14 protein-coding genes are annotated in these 17,019 nt (G+C 59.0%); 10 read left to right on the forward strand and 4 right to left on the reverse strand.

Features of this window, described 5'->3' with window-relative positions:
• Positions 1–6: 6 nt before the first annotated feature.
• Positions 7–1,770 carry a sugar phosphorylase gene (locus HXW73_RS05620; protein ID WP_186255281.1) on the reverse strand — a complete coding sequence of 588 codons (1,764 nt, stop codon included), beginning with the start codon at positions 1,768–1,770 and terminating at the stop codon, positions 7–9.
• Between the two features lie 144 nt (positions 1,771–1,914).
• On the opposite strand from HXW73_RS05620, the gene nrdR reads away from it, so the two are divergent.
• The 10 genes from nrdR (at position 1,915) to HXW73_RS05670 (ending at position 13,488) form a co-directional block, all read left to right on the forward strand.
• Positions 1,915–2,391: a transcriptional regulator NrdR gene (gene nrdR, locus HXW73_RS05625; protein WP_186255282.1), complete on the forward strand. Its 477-nt coding sequence runs from the start codon at positions 1,915–1,917 to the stop codon at positions 2,389–2,391.
• A gap of 53 nt (positions 2,392–2,444) precedes the next feature.
• Positions 2,445–3,572 (forward strand): bifunctional diaminohydroxyphosphoribosylaminopyrimidine deaminase/5-amino-6-(5-phosphoribosylamino)uracil reductase RibD, encoded by a 1,128-nt coding sequence (gene ribD / locus HXW73_RS05630; protein ID WP_186255928.1) that lies wholly within the window; start codon positions 2,445–2,447, stop codon positions 3,570–3,572.
• A gap of 43 nt (positions 3,573–3,615) precedes the next feature.
• Positions 3,616–4,773, forward strand: a complete 1,158-nt coding sequence (gene ribBA, locus HXW73_RS05635) for a bifunctional 3,4-dihydroxy-2-butanone-4-phosphate synthase/GTP cyclohydrolase II (RefSeq protein ID WP_186255283.1) — start codon at positions 3,616–3,618, stop codon at positions 4,771–4,773.
• 29 nt (positions 4,774–4,802) lie between these two features.
• Positions 4,803–5,294, forward strand: a complete 492-nt coding sequence (ribH, locus tag HXW73_RS05640) for a 6,7-dimethyl-8-ribityllumazine synthase (RefSeq protein ID WP_186255284.1) — start codon at positions 4,803–4,805, stop codon at positions 5,292–5,294.
• Positions 5,287–5,790, forward strand: a complete 504-nt coding sequence (nusB, locus tag HXW73_RS05645) for a transcription antitermination factor NusB (RefSeq protein WP_186255285.1) — start codon at positions 5,287–5,289, stop codon at positions 5,788–5,790. Before ribH ends, nusB begins: the two co-directional genes overlap by 8 nt.
• Positions 5,791–5,849: 59 nt before the next feature.
• Positions 5,850–6,827, forward strand: coding sequence for a thiamine-phosphate kinase (thiL, locus tag HXW73_RS05650; RefSeq protein WP_186255286.1), 978 nt, complete (start codon positions 5,850–5,852; stop codon positions 6,825–6,827).
• The gene (locus HXW73_RS05655; RefSeq protein ID WP_186255287.1) at positions 6,824–7,297 is read left to right on the forward strand and encodes a phosphatidylglycerophosphatase A family protein; all 474 of its coding nucleotides are present in this window, start codon (positions 6,824–6,826) and stop codon (positions 7,295–7,297) included. Before thiL ends, HXW73_RS05655 begins: the two co-directional genes overlap by 4 nt.
• A 47-nt stretch (positions 7,298–7,344) precedes the next feature.
• Positions 7,345–8,601 (forward strand): DUF945 family protein, encoded by a 1,257-nt coding sequence (locus tag HXW73_RS05660; protein WP_186255288.1) that lies wholly within the window; start codon positions 7,345–7,347, stop codon positions 8,599–8,601.
• Positions 8,602–8,692: 91 nt separating this feature from the next.
• Positions 8,693–11,137 carry an endopeptidase La gene (lon, locus tag HXW73_RS05665; RefSeq protein ID WP_186255289.1) on the forward strand — a complete coding sequence of 815 codons (2,445 nt, stop codon included), beginning with the start codon at positions 8,693–8,695 and terminating at the stop codon, positions 11,135–11,137.
• A gap of 185 nt (positions 11,138–11,322) precedes the next feature.
• Positions 11,323–13,488, forward strand: coding sequence for a methyl-accepting chemotaxis protein (locus HXW73_RS05670; protein WP_186255290.1), 2,166 nt, complete (start codon positions 11,323–11,325; stop codon positions 13,486–13,488).
• A 57-nt stretch (positions 13,489–13,545) separates the two neighbouring features.
• Here the strand turns inward: HXW73_RS05670 and msrB are convergent, their stop codons facing one another.
• The 3 genes from msrB to HXW73_RS05685 all read right to left on the reverse strand — a co-directional run bounded on the left by msrB (position 13,546) and on the right by HXW73_RS05685 (position 17,018).
• Entirely contained in the window at positions 13,546–13,944 is a 399-nt protein-coding gene (gene msrB / locus HXW73_RS05675; protein ID WP_186255291.1) for a peptide-methionine (R)-S-oxide reductase MsrB, read from the reverse strand.
• Between the two features lie 131 nt (positions 13,945–14,075).
• Positions 14,076–15,662: a gamma-glutamyltransferase family protein gene (locus tag HXW73_RS05680; RefSeq protein WP_186255292.1), complete on the reverse strand. Its 1,587-nt coding sequence runs from the start codon at positions 15,660–15,662 to the stop codon at positions 14,076–14,078.
• 30 nt (positions 15,663–15,692) lie between these two features.
• Positions 15,693–17,018: a TRAP transporter large permease gene (locus HXW73_RS05685; RefSeq protein ID WP_186255293.1), complete on the reverse strand. Its 1,326-nt coding sequence runs from the start codon at positions 17,016–17,018 to the stop codon at positions 15,693–15,695.
• Position 17,019 lies beyond the last annotated feature (1 nt).

A 17,019-nucleotide genomic window follows, 5' to 3' on the forward strand; every position in this document is an offset into this window, starting at 1 on the left:
ATAAAATTAGGGACTATGCACCAGCCAGCGCACGGCGTAAGGCGGCAGTGGGTCGTTGGGGTGCCCGGAGGATAGGGCGTTCAGATTGTGCCATGACACCGACGATAACGCGTCCTGAACCTCATCACCGAGCTGTTCGAAGGTCAGCGGCACCTCAGTAACATTATAAATCGCCAACAGGCGACGACCATTGGCCAGCGGACCACGCTCGATGGCCAGCAGCGATGGGTCCGAGGCCAGTACGCGCTGTGCGGCGTTGGGGTGGAAACAGGGCTCTTGGCGTCGGCACTCCAGCAATCGGCTCAGCGCATTGAAAACGTCGTGAGTGGGCGTGGCGGTGCTGTCGAGGAGTAAATCGAGTTCGCGGCGTTGCCAGCGGCGGCGATTGATCGAGCGCAAGCGACCGCTGCGCTCAACGCCTTCCACGTCGTTGAGGGTGCCGGTCAGGGTGTGGATATACAGCGCCGGAATGCCTTGCAGGCTGAGCATGATCGCCTGGCTGCACAGGAAACGCGCAATTTGCCACGGGTCGGGGCCTTTGCGCGTGCCTTGCATGGCTTCGAACCAGGTGATGTTGATTTCGTAGGGGGTGTCGCTGCCGTCTGGGTTGCTGCGCATGCTGACAAAGCCGCCAAAGCGGTGCATCAGTTCGAGCAACGCATCGCGTTCGTGATCGGGTAACAAGCCCTCCAGGGGGCGCACGCCGATACCGTCGTGGCTGGCGGTGAAGTTGAGATAGGTGCAGTGGTCGGGCAGCGGCGGCAGGCTGGCCAACCAGGCTTGTAGGGTATGCGTTTCGCCGCGTGTCAGGGTGTGCAGAAGCAGCGGTGGCAAGGTGAACTGGTAGATCATGTGCGCTTCGTCGGGCGGGCCTTCGGTCAAGCGGTCAAGCCCGAAGTAGCTGATGTTTTCGTGGTGCGGCACGTTGGTTTCGGTGATCAGCAGCGTGCCGGGGGCAAGGTGGTCGACGATGGCGCGCAGCAACCGCACCACGGTGTGGGTTTCCGGCAGGTGGATGCAGTTGGTTCCCAGCCGTTTCCAGAGAAAGGCAACGGCATCCAGGCGCACGATGCGGGTGCCCTGCTCGAGGTAAAACAGCAGAATGCCGACAAACTCCAGCAGCACATCGGGGTTTTCGAAGTTGAGGTCGAGCTGGTCTTCGGAAAACGTCGCCCACAGGTAGCGTGTACCCCGGCGGGTGGAGATCGGCACCAGCAACGGGCTGCTGCGCGGGCGAACCACCGCCGATACATCGGTGTCGGGGTCGACTTCGATAAAATAATCGCGCCCCGGCAGGCTGCCGCTAAGATAGTCGACGAACCATAACGACTCCCGGGACACATGGTTGAGCACCAGATCCGCCATCAGGTCGTAGTGTCGGGCAAGGGTTTGAATGTGCTGCCAGTCGCCCAGGTCGGGGTTCACCTCCCGGTAGTGGATCACTGAAAAGCCGTCGTCGCTGCTCCACGGGAAAAATGGCAGCACGTGGACACCGCTGATACGTTCACCGAGACGCGCCTGCAGAAAGTCGTCGAGCACTGCCAGTGGAGGCGTCTGATCATCGACGATAGAGTCACCATAGGTGATCAGCCACTGGTCTTTCTCGCTCCACGATGGTGCACGCCGCCCCTGCTGCTCGATGGAATGCTGAGGCTCGACTTCTGGGCAAAAATGCGCCAGGCGTTGATTCAGGCGGCGCTGGACCTCCGCGGCGCGGGGGCCGTAGAGGTGGGCCAGATAAGCGTGAACGGTATCGTCGAAGGCGGTCATGAGAATGTCCCAGTAAACAGGCTTCCACAAACGGTGCAGCTTGTGTGCCAAAACGTTACAATGATCGGTTAATAGCGCATTAACAGGTCGTATTTTGCTTTCTCGTGCAGCGCTTTTGCACGGGCCGACAACAGGTTGAACGCCATGCATTGCCCTTTTTGTGGTGCTAACGATACTCGCGTGACCGATTCGCGGCTGGTGGCCGACGGTGACCAGGTGCGTCGCCGTCGCCAATGTGCAAGCTGCCAGGAGCGTTTTACCACGTATGAAACCGCTGAGCTGGTCATGCCCCGTGTGGTCAAGTCTGACGGTTCGCGCGAAAGTTTCAACGAAACCAAGCTGCGTGCCGGGATGTTGCGGGCGCTCGAGAAACGGCCGGTCAGTGCAGAAGCCATCGAAGCGTCTGTCGAGCGGATACGCCAGACGTTACGCGCGCGGGGAGACCGGGAAATTGACGCCCGTGATATTGGTGAGTCGGTCATGCAGGCGTTGAAAACCCTCGATCAGGTGGCCTACATTCGCTTCGCCTCTGTGTACCGCAAATTTCAGGATCTGGATGAATTCCGGGCTGAAATTGATCGCCTGTCCCAGGAACCCGGCGACGGCAGGCCCTCATCGTGAGCGTCACCTTGTCGAGTGTCGTTGATCAGTTCAGTGCCGATGACCATCGTTACATGGCCCGCGCCCTGGCGCTAGCGGCACACGGTCTGTATACCACCGACCCCAATCCTCGTGTCGGCTGCGTGCTGGTTCGCGAGGGTGAGGTCGTGGGCGAGGGCTATCACCGCCACGCAGGTGAGCCACATGCGGAAATCAATGCATTGACTGCCGCAGGCGACAACGCCCGTGGCGCGACCGCCTATGTCACGCTAGAGCCGTGTTCGCATACGGGTCGCACCGGGCCTTGTGCCGTGGCGTTGCAAGAAGCCCAGGTGGGACGAGTGGTAGTGGCCATGGTTGATCCCAATCCGAAGGTCAGCGGACGGGGTATTCGTCTGCTGGAAGAAGCGGGTATCGAGGTGTCAGTCGGCTTACTGGAGGCAGACGCTCGTGCGCTCAATCCTGGCTTTATCGCCCGCATGGCAACCAAGCGACCCTTTGTGCGCATGAAAATGGCGATGAGCCTCGATGGTCGCACCGCCATGGGGTCGGGTGAATCTCAGTGGATTACCGGCCCCGAGGCGCGTGCTCAGGTTCAACGGTTGCGCGCTCGTTCAAGTGCGATCCTGAGCGGCGTGGAGTCCGTCATCATGGATGATTCGCGCCTGACGGTTCGCGCTGAGCAGCTCGGCTTGGATAATGCCGATGATATCGCCAGCCGTCAGCCGCTGCGGGTGATTGTCGATAGCCAGCTGCGGTTGCCGCTGGCCGCCGCCTGTTTACGTGCACCAGGGCGCACTCTGGTGGTTACCACTTCTCAGGAGGCTGAGAAGCGCGAGCGGCTGATTGACGCAGGGGCCGAGGTGCAGGTGTTATCCGCCGACGCCCAAGGTCGGGTGGACCTGCCTGTCTTGCTTGAGTGGCTGGCGGCCAATGAAGACGTCAATGAACTGCTGGTCGAGACCGGCGCCACGCTCGCGGGTGCCATGCTCAACGCCGGATTAATCGATGAAATTCAGCTGTTTGTCGCGCCGACGCTGCTGGGTGGCGACGCCAGGCCGCTGTTTGCACTTCCAGGGCTCACCCAGATGGCCGACCAGCAGCGCCTTACTATTCACGATATGCGAGCCGTTGGGCAGGATTGGCGGATTATCGCCTCGCCGTTGGTGACTGGCACGAGCGACGATACCAAGGTACCCTGACGCGCGAAATCGCACCCTTTGCGACAACTTTATTGGAGATTCCATGGCGCACGCTTCCTCTGGGGGATTAGCCCCCATTGCCGAACTTGTCGACGATATTCGCCAGGGCAAAATGGTGATTCTCATGGACGATGAGGATCGCGAAAATGAAGGCGATATCATCATGGCCGCTGAAAAAGTCCAGGCGGAGCATATCAACTTCATGGCGCGTTTTGCCCGCGGTCTGATCTGTTTGCCGATGACACGGGCGCGTTGCGAGCAGCTGAACCTGCCGCTGATGGTTCGCGATAATGGCTCGGGGTTTGGCACCAAGTTCACCTTGTCGATCGAAGCGACCGAAGGCGTGACCACCGGAATTTCCGCCGCTGACCGGGCGCGGACTGTCCAGGCGGCCGTCGCTCCGCATGCCAAACCCACGGATATCGTCCAGCCGGGGCATATCTTCCCGTTGATGGCTGAACCCGGTGGTGTGCTTCGTCGTGCCGGCCATACCGAGGCTGCCTGTGACCTGGCGGCCCTGGCGGGCTGCGACCCGAGCGGCGTGATTTGTGAAGTCATGAACGACGACGGCAGCATGGCGCGCCGTCCCGAGCTTGAAGTCTTCGCTCAGGAGCACGGCATCAAGATGGGCACCATTGCCGATTTGATCCACTACCGCATTGTCAACGAGCAGACGGTGGATCATCTCGAAGCCTCGCCGATTACGACCACCCAGGGCGAGATGATGCTGCATGTGTTCCGCGACCGTATTCAAGGCGCGCATCACCTGGCCCTAGTCAACGGCCAGCCGACGGCTGCACAGCCTACGACGGTGCGGGTCCACCTGGCCGACACGTTGCGCGATGTGCTCGGGCTGACCAAAGGCGAGCAATGTCGCTGGGATGCCCAACGGGCGCTTGTCGAAATATCCGAGGCCCCCGCGGGCGTATTGGTGTTGATTGATGACGGACGCCCGCATCAAGACCTTAAAGACCAGTTGGATGTTTTTTTAGAGCGCGTGCGCCAGCCGCGCACCAGCGATTCTGACGGCGCAGGTAATTATTTAACCATCGGCACCGGCTCGCAAATATTGCGCCATCTTGGTGTGGGTAAAATGCGTTTGCTCAGTTCGCCCTGGAAGTTCTCGGCACTTTCCGGCTTCGATCTGGAAGTCGTAGAGCGGCTGGGGCCAAACGATACGTCCGATGAGTCAACCTCTTAGTCGGTATACACTTTAGTAGGTATAAATTGATGCAATCCCTTTCTCAAGTTGAAGGTACTTTTGTCGACGTCGATGGCCGTTATGTCATCGTGGTTGGCCGTTTCAATCACCATGTCGTAGACAGTCTGGTGGAGGGCGCCGTCGACAGCCTGGTTCGTCATGGCGTTGATATGGAGCATATCGACATTGTGCACGTACCCGGTGCCTGGGAACTGCCGCTGGCCGTCAAGCGTGTCCTCAAGGTAGTCAAACCTGACGCGGTCATCGCCCTGGGTGCAGTAATCCGGGGGGGCACGCCGCATTTTGAATATGTGGCGGGTGGCTGCAATACCGCCCTCAATCAGCTGCAGCTCGAGTTCGATACGCCAATCGCCAACGGTGTGCTGACCGTCGAGTCGATCGAGCAGGCCATTGAGCGTGCCGGTACCAAAGCGGGTAACAAAGGTACCGAAGCGGCCATGGCGGCCATGGAAATGGTTTCGCTGTTGCGCGCTATTGCGCCGGGTGATGCTCATGAGTGAACGTCGTGAGCGCAAACCGTCGGCTGCCCAGCAGGGTCGGCAAGCGGCGCGTGAGCTGGCGGTGCAAGGGCTATATCAGTGGCACATGACGGGTAAGCCGATCAACACCATTGAAGCCGAATTCCGCAGCCATCTGCCCGATGCCGACATGGAAGATTATGAAAATTGGGCCAAGGTGATGGAGATTGCCGACAAGGCGCTGTTTCACGAACTGCTGATCAATACGGCCCGTTTCAAGGCGGAGTTGGACCGTGAGATAGCGCCGTTGCTTGACCGTCGTCTGGAAGATCTGGATGCCGTTGAGCTGGCCATCCTTCGCCTTGGGGCCTACGAGCTGTCGCGGCGTATGGAAGTGCCTTATCGCGTGGTGATTAACGAAGGCGTTGAGTTGGCCAAGTCGTTTGGTGCCACCGACGGCCATAAATACGTGAACGGTATTCTCGACAAGTTAGCTATTCGCTTGCGGAGTGCCGAAGTCAGTGCGCGTCGACGCTAACCGGCCGAACGGACCGGGTGATGTCGCGTGTGTGCTGACGCTGCGTTAAAGGGGCCTTTGTGCTTGCCGAATTTGATCTGATTCGACGTTATTTTACCTCGTCGTGTCGCGATGCCTGCCATCAGGGCGTTGCGCTGGGGGTTGGTGATGATGCTGCCGTACTTACCCCGCAGCCGGGCCGCCAGTTGGTGGTGAGTGTGGATACGTCGGTAGTAGACGTTCATTTCCCAGGCGACGCGTCCGCTGAGGCCATTGGACACCGTGCGCTGGCTGTGGCCCTGAGTGACCTGGCCGCCATGGGGGCGACGTCACGCTGGTGCGTGATGGCGCTGACACTTGATCAGGCGCAATTTACCGACGATGACGCTGCTGATGCTTGGCTCTCGGGCTATGCGCGGGGGTTTGCCGCGTTGGCTGAGCGGCACGCAACAACGCTGGTGGGTGGCGACGTCACGTCGGGCTTGCTTTCCATCGCCGTAACTGTCATGGGTGAGGTGCCCAATGCCAAGGCGCTGACGCGTAGCGGCGCCCGCCCTGGTGACGTGATTGCGGTGACCGGCGCGCTGGGCGGGGGTGCCGGCGGTTTGGCGCTGTGGCAACAGGGTGAACGCGATAGTGCGCACCCGCTGCTTGAGCGCTATTTATGGCCGACGCCACGCTTGGCTGCAGGCGAAGCGCTGCGCGAGTGGGCGACCGCGGCGATCGATATTTCAGACGGACTGTTAGCTGACCTGGGCCACCTGCGCGAGGCGTCTGGCGTAGGGGCAACGTTATCGCTTGCGGCATTGCCGCTGGCTGAAGGTCTGGAACATGCCCTGGGGCCAGAAGCTGCTCGCCAGGCTGCATTGACCGGCGGTGACGACTATGAACTACTGGTGACCTTGCCTTCAGTGCATGTCGAACAAGCGCGCCAGCAGCTCGCAGTGTTAGGCGTTCCACTCCACGTGATTGGTGAGTGCAGCGAAATCTTAGGCGTGCATGGACTTCCCGTTCAGCGCTACCACGGCTGGCAGCATTTCAAGGGAGAGACGCCATGAATCATGCCCCTGCGAGCGTTTGGCGTCGGCCCACGCATTTTTTTGCCTTCGGGCTTGGCAGCGGTGCCGTGCCCTTTGCACCGGGTACGTTTGGCACGCTGGCGGCAATTCCTTTTTATTGGTTAATGGCCGATTTATCGCTAGGCTGGTACTCAAGTATTATTTTTGTCGCCTTTGTGGTTGGCGTATGGCTGTGCGATAGAACGTCCCACGATTTGGGGGTGCATGATCATTCCGGGATTGTCTGGGATGAATTTGTCGGCTACTGGATTACCATGGCGGCGGTGCCGTTTTCATGGGAGTCTGCACTGTGGGGCTTTGTAGTGTTCCGCATTTTCGATGTGTTCAAACCCTGGCCTATCCGCTGGGCGGACCGGCGGGTGGCTGGCGGGTTTGGCATCATGATCGATGATGTGATGGCAGGGATCTACGCCTGGAGCATAATGCATCTTTGGTTTTGGCTGCATTGACCTTTCAATAACGCTGCCGTTGGCGCGTTTGGCTCAAGGGAGATGCCATGCGCAAGGAACGTTTGATTGTCCCCGTTCTGGCGGTCATAGCCGTGCTATGGGTAGCGGCACAGCTGCTTTCCAGCGTGTTATTTGAACGCAGCCTGCGTCAGGCGCTGGATGATCTGGCCGCCCGTGGTGAGTGGCGGGTGACGCGTACCGAAAGCGATCAGGGGTGGTTAAGTTCGCAAGGTCGACTGATTCTTTCGCCTTTGCTCGGGCGTCCCTGGCGTTTGGAGCTTAGCTATACCGCCCGCCACGGTATTTTAAGCACCGATGTGGAAGGCACGCTTTTACCCCGCCTCGATACCGTCCTCCAGCAAGCGTTGGGGGAGGTCTCTGCGCCTTCCGTGCCGCGTTGGCAAGGCACCTACCATACATTGAGCGGGCACAGTGACCTGCGTCTGGCGCTTGCTCCCTTCGTTATCCAGCAAAATGGCAGGGAGTTGACGGTGCGCGGTGGTCGGCTGCGGCTAGAGGGCGTTTACGGCGATTGGCGGCTACGGGCGATGATGGATCAACTGACCATTACCGATGGGCCGGCGGAGTTGCGTGTCGGGCCATCGTCGTTGGAGAGCCGCTACACTTACACCGAAGACGCCTACCACTTTACTCAGTACGATTCTCTGCATATCGATAACGTGGCGCTGTCTTACCCTGCTTTTGATGTGCAAATAGCGCCGCTTGATGTCAGTAGTCGGATGATGCTCGACGAGCAGGAGCTGCGCCTGAAAGGCGAGCTGCATATCGGCGAGGTCAGGGTGCCTTCCGAAGCCCCGGAAACACCGTTGCTGCAAAACGGCCATATGGAAATGGAGCTCTCGCGGATCAACGCCGATGCGGTGCGCGATGCCATTCGTCAGCTACGTCAGGAGGCCGCCTGGGGAGATGCCCGCTTGCCCCTGGGTGAAGGGACCCTGACGCGCTTGCAGCCTGATTTGCGTCAGCTGTTAAGCGACTCACCGCGGCTGGATGTCTCGACCATCGCTGTCGACAGTCCGCTGCTGGGGATTCGGTTGGATGCCGATGGCGCGCTATTTTTTGATAACCGTAAATTGGATGAACTGGATGTCGCCAAGCTTGATGAGCCTGAAGAGCTGGCGCGCTGGCGTGAGCGTATCGACGGGGACTTTACCTGGCACGATGCGCCGACCGTCGCGGCCCTCTGGTTGGGGCTACCATTGGGTACCCAGGAGCTGGCTTTCGACGTGGTGCGGGGCCAGTGGCGCGTCAATGGTCGTCCCATGCCCAATCTATGGCCCTGATCGTCAACGGTTGAAGTTTGTCTGATGTGCCCGCATTTTCATCACAAAGCCGAGCGGCAATCGCCACCGGCAGGTGTTGATTGGAGGGTGCATGAGCGACCAGGAATTTGACCGAGACGACCACTTTAACGTGCAGGACGACAACGACTCGACCTCGCAGGGTGAGGACGACCAATTCCGATCAGACGGTGAGCGTGTCAACTCAATGGTGCCCGCCAGTGACATGCTTCCCGAGCGTATTTACCTACTACCGATCCATAATCGGCCCTTCTTTCCCGCCCAGGTGCAGCCCCTGGTCATCAACCGTGAGCGCTGGGAAGAAACCATGCGCCGGGTGGGCAATACCCCGCACCAGACCGTGGGGGTTGCCTATGTGGGCGAGCAGGGTATCGACGCCCTGGACAGCGAGGGCTTTCCGACCATCGGGACGGCGGTCAAAGTCCACAAGATGAAGGGCGAGGATCAGCAGATCCAATTTATTGCCCGGGGTGTCCAGCGCTTCAAGATACAGCGTTGGCTTTCGAGCACGCCGCCTTACCTGGTTGAGGTGAGCTACCCGAAAGAGCCGGTGGATGCAGAAAACGAAGAAACCCGCGCCTATGCGATGGCCATCATTAATGGGATCAAGGAACTGCTACCCATTAATCCGCTGTACGGCGAAGAGCTCAAGCACTACCTGAACCGCTTTAGTCCGCACGAACCCGGTCCGCTGACCGACTTCGCCGCGGCGATTACCTCGGCCAAGGGGCCGGAGCTCCAGGATGTGCTGTCGACGCTAGACGTCGCTGAGCGGATGCAAAAGGTGCTGCCACTGCTGCGCAAGGAAATTGACGTCGCTCAGCTGCAAAGCGAAATCAGCGAGCAGGTCAATGCGCAGATGCAGGAGCGCCAGCGGGAGTTTTTCCTGCGCGAGCAGTTAAAGGTGATTCAGCGCGAGCTGGGCATTTCCAAGGACGACCGCGAAAACGATGTGGATACTTTCCGCGCTCGTCTGGAGTCGCTGGTGGTGCCGGAGCGGGTCCAATCGCGGATTGACGATGAGCTGGACAAGCTCAGCGTTCTGGAAACCGGCTCGCCTGAGTACGGCACGACACGCAATTATCTGGACTGGCTGACGTCGCTGCCGTGGGGCGTGACCAGTCCGGACCAGTTGGATCTGAATCATGCCAGGCAAGTGCTGGATCGTGACCACGACGGCTTGAAAGACGTCAAGGAACGGATTGTCGAATTCCTCGCCGAAGGGTCCTTCAAGGGCGATGTTGGCGGCTCGATCCTGCTGCTGGTAGGCCCACCCGGCGTGGGTAAAACCTCTGTCGGGCGCTCGATTGCCGAAGCGCTGGGCCGTCAGTTCTATCGCTTTTCCGTCGGCGGCATGCGCGATGAAGCCGAGATCAAGGGGCACCGCCGTACCTATGTCGGCGCGATGCCCGGCAAGCTGATTCAGGCGTTCAAGGAAGTCGAAGTCGAGAATCCGGTGATCATGCTGGATGAAATCGACAAGCTGGGCCAGTCCTTCCAGGGGGATCCGGCATCGGCACTGCTCGAGGTGCTCGACCCGGAGCAGAACGTCGATTTCCTCGACCACTATTTGGATGTCCGTATGGACCTCTCCAAGGTGCTGTTTGTGTGTACGGCCAATACCCTGGATTCCATACCGAGTGCGCTGTTGGATCGCATGGAACAGATTCGCCTGTCGGGCTACATCGCCGAGGAAAAGCTGGCGATTGCCAAGCACCACCTCTGGCCCAAGCTGCTTAAGCGCGACAACCTGCCCAAGAAGCGTATTCAGCTCAGTGACGCCGCGCTCAAGCAAGTGATTGAGGGTTACGCCCGGGAAGCAGGGGTGCGTCAACTGGAAAAACAGCTGCACCGGATCGTGCGCAAGGCGGCTGTCAAACTGCTGGAAGATGACGTCGAAACCGTCAAGGTGTCGGTGAAGAACCTCGAGGAATTCCTGGGTGCGCCCATTTTCCGCAAGGAAAAAGTCCTCAAAGGCGAGGGCGTGGTTACCGGGCTTGCCTGGACAGCGATGGGCGGTGCCACCTTACCCATTGAGGCGGGCAAGGTTCATTCTCTGGATCGTGGCTTCAAGCTTACCGGCAAACTTGGCGATGTCATGCAGGAGTCTGCCAACATCGCCTACAGCTATACGCTGGGTCATCTGCAGGAATACGGCGCCGATAGCGACTTTTTTGACTCTGCCTTTGTGCATTTGCATGTGCCGGAGGGCGCCACGCCCAAGGATGGCCCCTCGGCGGGGGTCAGCATGACCACGGCGCTGCTGTCTCTAGCGAGACATCAGGCCATTGATCGTCCTTTGGCCATGACGGGTGAGTTGACACTCACCGGCCAGGTGCTGCCCGTGGGCGGGATTCGCGAAAAAGTGATTGCGGCTCGCCGCAGTGACATCTTTGAAGTCATTCTGCCAGAGGCGAACCGGCGTGATTATGAAGAGCTGCCCGATTACCTCAGAGAAGGCATGACGGTGCACTTTGCCAATCGTTATCGTGACGTGGCCAAGGTCGTCTTCAAGTAACGCTAGACGGCTAATTATTAGACCGGCATAGCGGTCTATCTTTCAACATTCAATAACGCACTTTTCATCAAGCGCTATCTACCCAGGTAGCGCTTTTTTCTGTGTGGCCAGCTATTCAGTTTTTGCGTGAGCGGTCGATAAGCATAATCAGCTTTTCAAAAAATACATTCTTCACAGGGATCACTATGCGCAACAACCAACCCGTCACGCAGCAAGAATATCCGTTAACGGAAGAGACCGTGCTGATATCGCGCTCGGATTTGAAAGGGAATGTGACCTACGCGAACCCGACGTTTGTTGAAGTGAGCGGTTACTCTCGTGATGAGTTGATTGGCGCTCCGCATAACATAATTCGACACCCGGATATGCCCGAAGCGGCCTTTGCGGATTTATGGAAAACCCTCCAGGCAGGCACTACTTGGCAGGGTCTGGTCAAGAACCGCCGTAAAAACGGTGATCATTATTGGGTGCATGCCACGCTTGCCCCACTGCGCGACGGTGACCGTATCGTGGGTTACACCTCGGTACGCCGAAAGGCCAGTCCCAAGGCCGTGTCCAAGGCGGAAAAGATCTACGCCGAGATGCGTGAGAAAGGCAAGTCCAGGCATTACACCCTGGTACGCGGCGAGATTCGACGGAAGGGGCTGACCGGGATCTTCGCGCGCTTTAAATTCACAAGCCTGCGTGCCAAGTTGATCGGTATGGTGTTGGCCGCCGTGCTGTTGCTTGGATTGGCGGGCGGACTAGGTATCTATGGATTGATGGCGTCTGGCGAGCGTTTGACGACGCTTAGCCGCTCAGGGTTGGACAACGTCGCCAGTTTGCAGCATATCGAACAAACCGTGGGTCAGGTGTTGGAGCAACTCGAGCCTGCCGTGCGAAATCCACGTAGCGTGGAGGCCGACGAGCTGTCCGAAGCCCTGACGGTTCAATTGGATAACTTGCAGGCCCGCTGGGAAGCCTATCAGGCCAATGAAGACGCCGGCGATCAAGCGCTAGCGTCCTTTGGTAATGCGCTAGACAGCTGGAGTGGTGGCGTGGAACAGGCGGCAACGGCGCTTGTCGATGGCAACGGCTTCGGGGCTTTTGAAGCATTGAACGATGTTGTGGTGCCCAACACGCGCACCCTGCGCGAGCAGGCCAGCCAACTGGTGGAAAATGAACGCACAACCGCCGCGGACATGTTGGCAGAGGCGGAACAAGGCCGCCAGCAGATGCTGATTGCCCAATTGGTGCTAATGGGCCTGGGCGCGTTGGTCATGATCGGTTTGAGCGTGCTGATTCTGAAATCGGTAATGCGTAGTCTGGCGGGTGCGCGTTATGTGACCTTCCAGATTGCTGCCGGCAACCTGGCGGCCCGGGAGCGTCGCCAAACCGGTGATGAGCTGGGCGAACTGCTGTACTCGCTCGACACGATGCGTTTCAGCCTGTCAGGTATCGTGGGTGACGTTGAAAACCGTGTATCGGTGGTCACGCCGGCGATTCAGCAGATTGCCGCTGAAAACGAGGAATTGGCGTCACGCACCGAGCAGCAGGCATCTTCGCTGCAGGAAACGGCCTCGAGCATGGAAGAAATGACCTCGACCGTTCAGCAGAATACCGACAATGCCCGCAAGGCGAGCGAATTGGCCGTACAGAATTCGCACAGCACCCAACAAACCAGCGAACAGATGCAACAGCTGGTTGAACGTATGCAGCGGATTGCCCAAAGTGCTGAAAAAATGACCGAAATGATCAGCGTGATCGACGGTATTGCTTTCCAGACCAACATTCTCGCCCTGAATGCCTCTGTGGAAGCCGCGAGGGCTGGTGAGCATGGTCGAGGGTTTGCGGTTGTGGCCAGCGAGGTACGTAATCTTGCCGGACGCAGCGCTGAAGCCGCCCAGGAAATTCGTCGCATGATCGACAGCACCACTCAGGAAGTCACCGGCGGACGAAGCGCCGTGGAGCAGGCCGAGAAAGCAATCGACGCCGTTATGCGCCAGGTCAACCAGGTAAGCGAGCTGATGGAGTCGATCAGCACTGCGTCCAGTGAGCAGAGTAGCGGGATTGGGGAGATCAACTCGGCGATCGCCGAAATGGATAACGTTACCCAGCAAAATGCCACTAAGGTGCAGTCGATTGCCGCGTCGGCGGATAACCTGTCACTGGAAGCTTTCGAACTGGCAAACGTGGTGGATGCGTTCCGCTTGGAAGGGGCTCAGGAAGAAAGTATCAAAACGGCGCGTGCGCATCTTGAAAGGCTGAATCAAGCCACTCAGAAAACCACCAAGGCTTTGCCCAGCCATTCTTCATCGCCTAAAGCACGCGACGTGGCGACGGAGACTGCTGATCAATGGGATGAGTTCTAACGCCTGGGAGCGCTCAGATAATTGCGCCCGCCAAGTGGCGGGCGCAATGGGCAGGATTTATTCGTCGGGATGAAACTCAAGGGCTACCGAGTTGATGCAGTAGCGTAAGCCGGTGCTCTCGGGCGGTCCGTCGGGGAAAACGTGACCCAGATGCGCATCACAGTGGGAACACACCACTTCGGTGCGCACCATGCCATGAGAAGCGTCCTGGTGCTCTTCGACGCCGTGTTTGCCAAGCGGGCGGTCAAAGCTTGGCCATCCGCAGCCCGCGTCAAACTTGTGTTCGTTCTCGAACAATGGGGCATGGCAGCAGACGCAATGGTAGATACCTTGGACTTCTCTGACCTGGTAGTCCCCGGTAAACGGCCGCTCGGTGCCTTTTTCGCGGGTGACGCGGTACTGCTCCGGCGTGAGTTGTTCGCGCCACTGATCCGGGGATTTTTCGATTTTTGCCATGGGGGTCTCCTCTCCCGCTACCTGACTCAGGCTAGCGTATCACTATCGTCAATGACTGTATCGCCAATGACAGTACCTAGCTTGCCTGAGTTCAGGATGCGCAATATTGGGCAAAATCGCCAGCCTTGCGGTCAAACGCTGGCCGCGCCACCATTGCTACGCGGATCATGAGCGCTTTCAATCAGCCCACCAGGGTGATGAACGATACCCCCCGCATGGCCCATGGTGTCGCTGAACGGCTCGTTGAGCACTTCGACATCGTGCCCAGCCTCCTTGAGGGCTGCCACCAGCTTGTCGTCGAAGCGATCCTCGAGTTTTAAATTCATGCTGGATTCGCCCCATGTACGGCCCAGCAGCCAGCGAGGAGCGGTAACCGCCTGCTGCAACGGCATGTGGTGAAATGCGTAGCGCGAGAAGACCGCGGCTTGTGATTGGGGCTGACCCTCACCGCCCATGGTGCCGTAGACCATGGTGCGGCCGTCGTTAAACCGGGCGAGCGCCGGGTTAAGCGTATGAAAAGGCTTGCGCCCAGGCGCCAGTCCTCGCAGCGCTTCGGGGTCAAGCGAGAAGCTGATACCGCGGTTCTGCCACAGCACGCCGCTTTCCGGTAGCACCACGCCGCTACCAAACTCCCAATAGATGCTTTGTATGAAGCTAACCGCGCGGCCCTCGCTATCTACCGCGCCCATCCGGACGGTATCACCAGGCGCCGGTTCGTGGGGCCAGGGCAGCGCTTTGGATGGGTCGATCTGGGCCGTTTCAGCGGCAATGCGTTCGTCGCTGAGTAACCCTTGAAGGGAGGTGGGGACCCGTGCCGGGTCGGTCACGTATTCATCACGTAGCATAAAGGCGCGCTTGGTGGCTTCAATCAGACCGTGCAGGTGATCAAAGCCGTTGGGCTCGGCGGCTTTAATGCGCTCGTAAATGGCCAGGATCATCAGCGACGCCACCCCTTGAGTGGGGGCGGGCAAGTTATACAAGGTGGCATCCGCGAGGCCTACTTCCAGGGGTGTCACGCGCTGGGCGCGATAGTCGTGGAAGTCTTGCAAGCGCAGCGGGCTGCCTAGCGCTTCCAGGTCGCTCGCCATGCTTTTTGCCAACTCACCGCGATAAAAATCATCCAGGCCAGCCGTGGCCAGTCGTTCCAGCGTCGCGGCTAAACGCGGCTGGCGCAGCCGATCGCCTTCACGTGGCGCTTGGCCATCGACCAGAAGTGCCTCGCTGAACCCCGGGCTTTGCGATAACCGCTCGAGGTGCTTGGCGGTGAGTGTTTCCTGGCTCTTGGAAACCGCGACGCCTTTTTGTGCATGGCCAATGGCATCGGCCAGCAGCGTTGTCAGCGCCAGAGGCTTTCCCCAGTCGGCGGCAACCGCTAGCGCTTCTTGCCAACCGCTTACCGTCCCACCCATGGTGAGGGCTGCTTTAGGGCCACGTTCGGGAATCTGCGTGTCACCGGCATAGAAGTCTGCGTTGGCCAACCCCGCCGCCGGGCCGCAGGCATCAATGGCCACTGGTGCTTTGCCGGGCTCATGGATTAACCAGAAACCATCACCGCCAAGGGCGTTCATGTGCGGATAGACCACGGCAATGGTGGCAGCGGCAGCGACCATGGCTTCCACGGCGTTGCCACCCTGCTTGAGTATATCCCGCCCGGCACTGGCAGCGAGGTGGTGCGGAGCGACACAGCTGCCGCTGAAGCTACGTTGCGTGTGGAGCATAAGCTGTCCTTTTATTATTGAGCCTGGGGCTTACCAGCCAATGGCGGCGGGCAGCCAAGTGGCGATGCCCGGAAATAATATCACCATGGCAATGGCGAGAAACTGTAAAGCGATAAACGGTAGCACGCCGAGGTAGATATCCAGCGTTGTAACGCCCTTGGGGGCGACGCCTTTGAGGAAAAACAGTGACCAGCCGAAGGGTGGTGTTAAAAACGAGGTTTGCAGCACCAGCCCCACCAGAATGCCCAGCCACACCATGTCGACGCCCATCTGGATAAAAAATGGCAAGAACAACGGCAGGGCAATATAGCTGATCTCGATCCACTCGAGAAAGAAGCCGAGCACAAACATCAGCAGCAGCATGAACAGAAGCGCGCCTATCTCGCCGCCAGGTACCCACTCGAACATACGTGCGACCAGATGCTCGCCGCCCAGGCCGCGAAACGCCAGACCAAACACCTGCGCGCTGATCAGGATGAAAAACACCATCGCCGAAATAATGAGTGTCGCCTTGGCGACCTCGTGGAGCAAGTTAAGGCTAAGGCGCCCGGAGCAAGCGACAAACACCAGCGCGCCCAGTGCGCCCATGGCGGCGGCTTCAGTGGGCGCGGCAATGCCACCAATGATCGAGCCAAGCACGGCAACGACCAAGCCTACCGGCGGGCCCACCACCAGTATCACCTTGCGCAACAATTGCGCTTTACCCATTTGAGCCCGCTCTTCGGCAGGGATGGGGGGCATTAGATGCGGTTTCCAGGCGGCAAGCGCAAGAATGGCAATAATGTAAACCGCTGCCAGGGTTAACCCCGGCATCATGGCGGCAGCGAACATGGTGCCCACCGACTCGCCCAGGATCTCTGCCAGTAGAATGAGCACCAGGCTGGGCGGGATAATCTGCCCGAGTGTGCCAGAGGCGCATATCATCCCGCTGGCCAGGGCCTTGGGGTAGCCGCGGCGCAGTAGCGTCGGCAAAGTGAGCAGGCCAAGCGTCACGATGGTGGCCCCGACGATACCTGTGGCCGCTCCAAGCAGCACGCCGACAAAAATAATCGCCACACCCATGCCACCCGATACATTGCCGAATAGGTGGCCGACCACGTCGATCAGTTCGGCGGCGAGTTTCGATTTTTCGAGCATTACGCCCATAAAGACGAACAGCGGGATAGCCATGAAGGTGTAGTTGGTTACCACGCCGTAGATTCGCGACGGCAGCAGGTTGAACAGCATCGGCCCAAAGCCGATAAACCCAAAGACAAAAGCGGTCGTTGCAATGCTGATCGCCACTGGAATACCAATCAGCAGCATAACGAAAAAGGCTCCGATCATGCCGATCGCCAGCCATTCATTTAAAGACATC

The sequence above is a fragment of the Halomonas sp. SH5A2 genome, assembly GCF_014263395.1.
In the GTDB taxonomy this organism is placed as follows: domain Bacteria; phylum Pseudomonadota; class Gammaproteobacteria; order Pseudomonadales; family Halomonadaceae; genus Vreelandella.

Coding starts and splice junctions, on each gene's coding strand:
- HXW73_RS05620 (WP_186255281.1), bottom strand. CDS start 1,770: ATGACCGCCTTCGACGATACCGTTCACGCTTATCTGGCCCACCTCTAC.
- nrdR (WP_186255282.1), top strand. CDS start 1,915: ATGCATTGCCCTTTTTGTGGTGCTAACGATACTCGCGTGACCGATTCG.
- ribD (WP_186255928.1), top strand. CDS start 2,445: ATGGCCCGCGCCCTGGCGCTAGCGGCACACGGTCTGTATACCACCGAC.
- ribBA (WP_186255283.1), top strand. CDS start 3,616: ATGGCGCACGCTTCCTCTGGGGGATTAGCCCCCATTGCCGAACTTGTC.
- ribH (WP_186255284.1), top strand. CDS start 4,803: ATGCAATCCCTTTCTCAAGTTGAAGGTACTTTTGTCGACGTCGATGGC.
- nusB (WP_186255285.1), top strand. CDS start 5,287: ATGAGTGAACGTCGTGAGCGCAAACCGTCGGCTGCCCAGCAGGGTCGG.
- HXW73_RS05655 (WP_186255287.1), top strand. CDS start 6,824: ATGAATCATGCCCCTGCGAGCGTTTGGCGTCGGCCCACGCATTTTTTT.
- HXW73_RS05660 (WP_186255288.1), top strand. CDS start 7,345: ATGCGCAAGGAACGTTTGATTGTCCCCGTTCTGGCGGTCATAGCCGTG.
- lon (WP_186255289.1), top strand. CDS start 8,693: ATGAGCGACCAGGAATTTGACCGAGACGACCACTTTAACGTGCAGGAC.
- HXW73_RS05670 (WP_186255290.1), top strand. CDS start 11,323: ATGCGCAACAACCAACCCGTCACGCAGCAAGAATATCCGTTAACGGAA.
- msrB (WP_186255291.1), bottom strand. CDS start 13,944: ATGGCAAAAATCGAAAAATCCCCGGATCAGTGGCGCGAACAACTCACG.
- HXW73_RS05680 (WP_186255292.1), bottom strand. CDS start 15,662: ATGCTCCACACGCAACGTAGCTTCAGCGGCAGCTGTGTCGCTCCGCAC.
- HXW73_RS05685 (WP_186255293.1), bottom strand. CDS start 17,018: ATGTCTTTAAATGAATGGCTGGCGATCGGCATGATCGGAGCCTTTTTC.